At 70.8% G+C, this 3,084-nt stretch carries 3 protein-coding genes; 1 reads left to right on the plus strand and 2 read right to left on the minus strand.

What is annotated here, in order from left to right; genetic code table 11:
• Both A612_RS06450 and zwf read right to left on the minus strand, forming a co-directional pair.
• Positions 1–649, minus strand: a 649-nt coding sequence (locus tag A612_RS06450) for a MurR/RpiR family transcriptional regulator (RefSeq protein ID WP_019373692.1), incomplete at its 3' end; no start/stop codon positions are given.
• Positions 643–2,133 carry a glucose-6-phosphate dehydrogenase gene (gene zwf, locus A612_RS06455; RefSeq protein ID WP_019373693.1) on the minus strand — a complete coding sequence of 497 codons (1,491 nt, stop codon included), beginning with the start codon at positions 2,131–2,133 and terminating at the stop codon, positions 643–645. The genes A612_RS06450 and zwf, both read right to left, overlap by 7 nt.
• Positions 2,134–2,271: 138 nt before the next feature.
• Between zwf and A612_RS06460 the strand changes: the two genes are divergently transcribed.
• A partial coding sequence (locus A612_RS06460) for a transaldolase (protein ID WP_019373694.1) occupies positions 2,272–3,084 on the plus strand: 813 nt, incomplete at its 3' end.

Genomic DNA, 3,084 nt, shown 5'->3' on the forward strand with positions numbered 1-3,084 from the left:
GGGGGGAGCCGCTGGCGGTGACGGCGATCGTCGTCGCGCCGTTCTTGCGCGCGATGTCGGCCGCGTCCATCAGGTCGCGCGTGCGCCCGGAATTGCTGATGATGACGGCGCAGTCGCCCGGGCCGAGCAGCGTGGCGCTCATCACCTGCATGTGGCCGTCGCTCGCGCTGATGCTGGTGATGCCCAAGCGAAAGAACTTGTGCTGCGCGTCCTGGGCGACGATGCCGGAGTTGCCGGCGCCGTAGAACTCGATGCGCCGGCCGGTCTGCCAGGTGCCGGCGATGGCCTCGGCGGCGCGCTCCAGCGCCGCCACGCTCGCGTCGTTGCGGTACTGCAGGAAGGCGGCCACGGCGTTGTCCACCACCTTCACCAGCACGTCCGAGGTCTTGTCGTCGGCGTCCACGCTGCGGTGGATGAAGGGCACGCCCTCGCTCACGCTGCCCGCCAGCTTGAGCTTGAAATCCGCCAGCCCGTCGTAGCCCATGCTGCGGCAAAAGCGCACCACCGTGGGCTTGCTGACCTGGGCGCGGGCCGCCAGCTCGCGCACCGGCAGGCGGGCAAAGGCGCGTGGGTCGGCCAGCACCAGCCGCGCCACGCGCTGCTCGGCCGGCGCGAGCGAGGGCAGCGAGGCGGTGATGCGCTCTAGCATTCCTCGACCCAGGTGTTGCCGTCGCGCGCCACCAGTGCGCTGGCCGCGCCCGGGCCCCAGCTGCCGGCGGCATAGGGGCGCGGGCCTTCGCCGCGCGCGTCCTGCGCGGCCCAGGACTGCATGATCGGCTCGACCCATTGCCAGGCCGCCTCCTGCTCGTCGGCGCGCACGAACAGGTTCAGCCGCCCGTCGATGGCGTCCAGCAGCAACCGCTCGTAGGCGCCCACGCGCTCGGCGCCGAAGCGCTGGTCGAAGTCCAGGTCGAGCGCCACCGGCGTGAGCGCCGGCGCTTCCCCCGAATGGGCGCCCGGCGGGCCGCCGCGCGGCTCGTTGGCGGCGGCGAACAGGTGCAGCGCCAGACCGTCGCGCGGCTGCAGGTGGATCACCAGCCGGTTCGCCCCGCACACCAGCGGCGTGCGGTAGATCGCATGCGGCGTCGGGCGCAGGTGGATGGCGATGTGGCCCTCGCGCGAGGCCAGGCGCTTGCCGGTGCGGATGTAGAAGGGCACGCCCGCCCAGCGCCAGTTCGAGATGCCGGTGCGCAGCGCGACGAAGGTCTCGGTGCGGCTGTCGGCCGCCACGCCGGGCTCTTCCCGGTAGGCCGCGACCTGCCGGCCCGCCACCTGTCCGGTGCCATACTGGCCGCGCACCACGCCCTGCGCCAGGCTCTCGGGCGTCCAGGGGGTCAGCGAGCGCAGCACCTTCAGCTTCTCGTCGCGGATGGCATCGGCGCTGGCGTTGATGGGAGGCTCCATGGCAATCGCGCACAGCAGCTGCAGCGCGTGGTTCTGCACCATGTCGCGCAACGCGCCTGTGCGGTCGTAGAAATGGCCGCGCTGCTCCACGCCGAGCTGCTCGGCAATGGTGATCTCCACGCTGGCGATGGTCTCGCGCCGCCACCAGGGCTCGAACAGCGCGTTGCCAAAGCGCAGCGCCAGCAGGTTCTGCACCGAGGGCTTGCCCAGGTAGTGGTCGATGCGAAAGATCTGCTCCTCGCGGAACACGCGGCGCACGGCGGCGTTGATGGCGCGGTTCGAGGCGAGGTCGTGGCCCAGGGGCTTTTCCAGCACCACGCGCGTCTGCGGCGTGGCCAGGCCGGCGGCGCCGAGCTGCTCGCAGGCCGTGGTGAACAGCTGCGGCGCGGTCGCCAGGTACATGACCACCACCTTCGCGCTGCGCTCGGCCAGGCGCTCGCGCAGCAGGGCGTAGTCGGCCGGCTGCGTCAGGTCCATGCGCTGGTAGTGCAACAGCTGGGCGAAGCGCGCGAACTCTTCCTCGCTGGGGCGCTTGTCGGCCTCCACGTCCGCCAGGCGCTTGCCGATCAGCGCGCGGTATTCCTCGTCCGCCATCGCGTCGCGCGCCACGCCGATGATGCGCCCGCCCGGCGGCAGCGTGCCGTGGCGGTGCGCCTGCAGCAAGCCAGGCAGGAGCTTGCGCCAGGCGAGGTCGCCCGTGCCGCCGAACAGGACCAGATCGAAGCTCATGGCCGGGGATGTTATCGAGTTTCACGTGCGGCGCCGGATGACATGCGGCGCGTCGCGGGGGGCATACACTGCGGGCGCCTTCATCCGGGTGCCGCCCGGTTGCTTTCCGCTTTTGTTCCGCACGAGGAAGATGTCCCGATGAACCAGCTCGACGCCTTGCGCCAGTTCACCACCGTGGTGGCCGACACCGGCGACTTTCACCAGCTCGCACAGTTTCGGCCCCAGGATGCGACCACCAACCCTTCGCTGATCCTGAAAGCGGTCCAGAAGCCCGAGTACGCTCCCCTGCTGCGCGAATGCGTGGCGCAGGGCAGGGGCCGGCCCATCGACGAGCTGATGGACCGGCTGATCGTGCGTTTCGGCTGCGAGATCCTGCAGCTCATCCCGGGCCGCGTGTCCACCGAAGTGGATGCGCGCCTGTCCTTTGACACCGACGCCACGGTGGCGCGCGCCGAGCGCATCGTCGAGATGTACCAGGCCGAGGGCGTGGACACGGCGCGCGTGCTGATCAAGATCGCCGCCACCTGGGAAGGCATCGAGGCGGCGCGCCTGCTGGAGCGGCGCGGCATCCACACCAACCTCACGTTGCTCTTCGCCTTCTGCCAGGCCGTCGCCTGTGGCCAGGCCAGGGTGCAGCTGATCTCGCCCTTCGTCGGCCGCATCTACGACTGGTACAAGAAACAGGCAGGCAGCACCTGGGACGAGGCCGCCATGGCCGGCGCCAACGATCCGGGCGTGCAAAGCGTGCGCGCCATCTACCAGCACTACAAGCATTTCGGCATCGCCACCGAAGTCATGGGCGCGAGCTTTCGCAACGTCGGCCAGATCCTGGCGCTGGCCGGCTGCGACCTGCTGACCATCTCGCCCGAGCTGATGGCCGAGCTGCAGGCAAGCGACGCCCCCGTCGAGCGCGTGCTTGACCCGCAGGCGGCGCGCGGCCTGCGGCTCGAG

Origin of the sequence: Melaminivora alkalimesophila (genome assembly GCF_000282995.1) — a bacterium.
GTDB lineage: Bacteria > Pseudomonadota > Gammaproteobacteria > Burkholderiales > Burkholderiaceae_C > Melaminivora > Melaminivora alkalimesophila.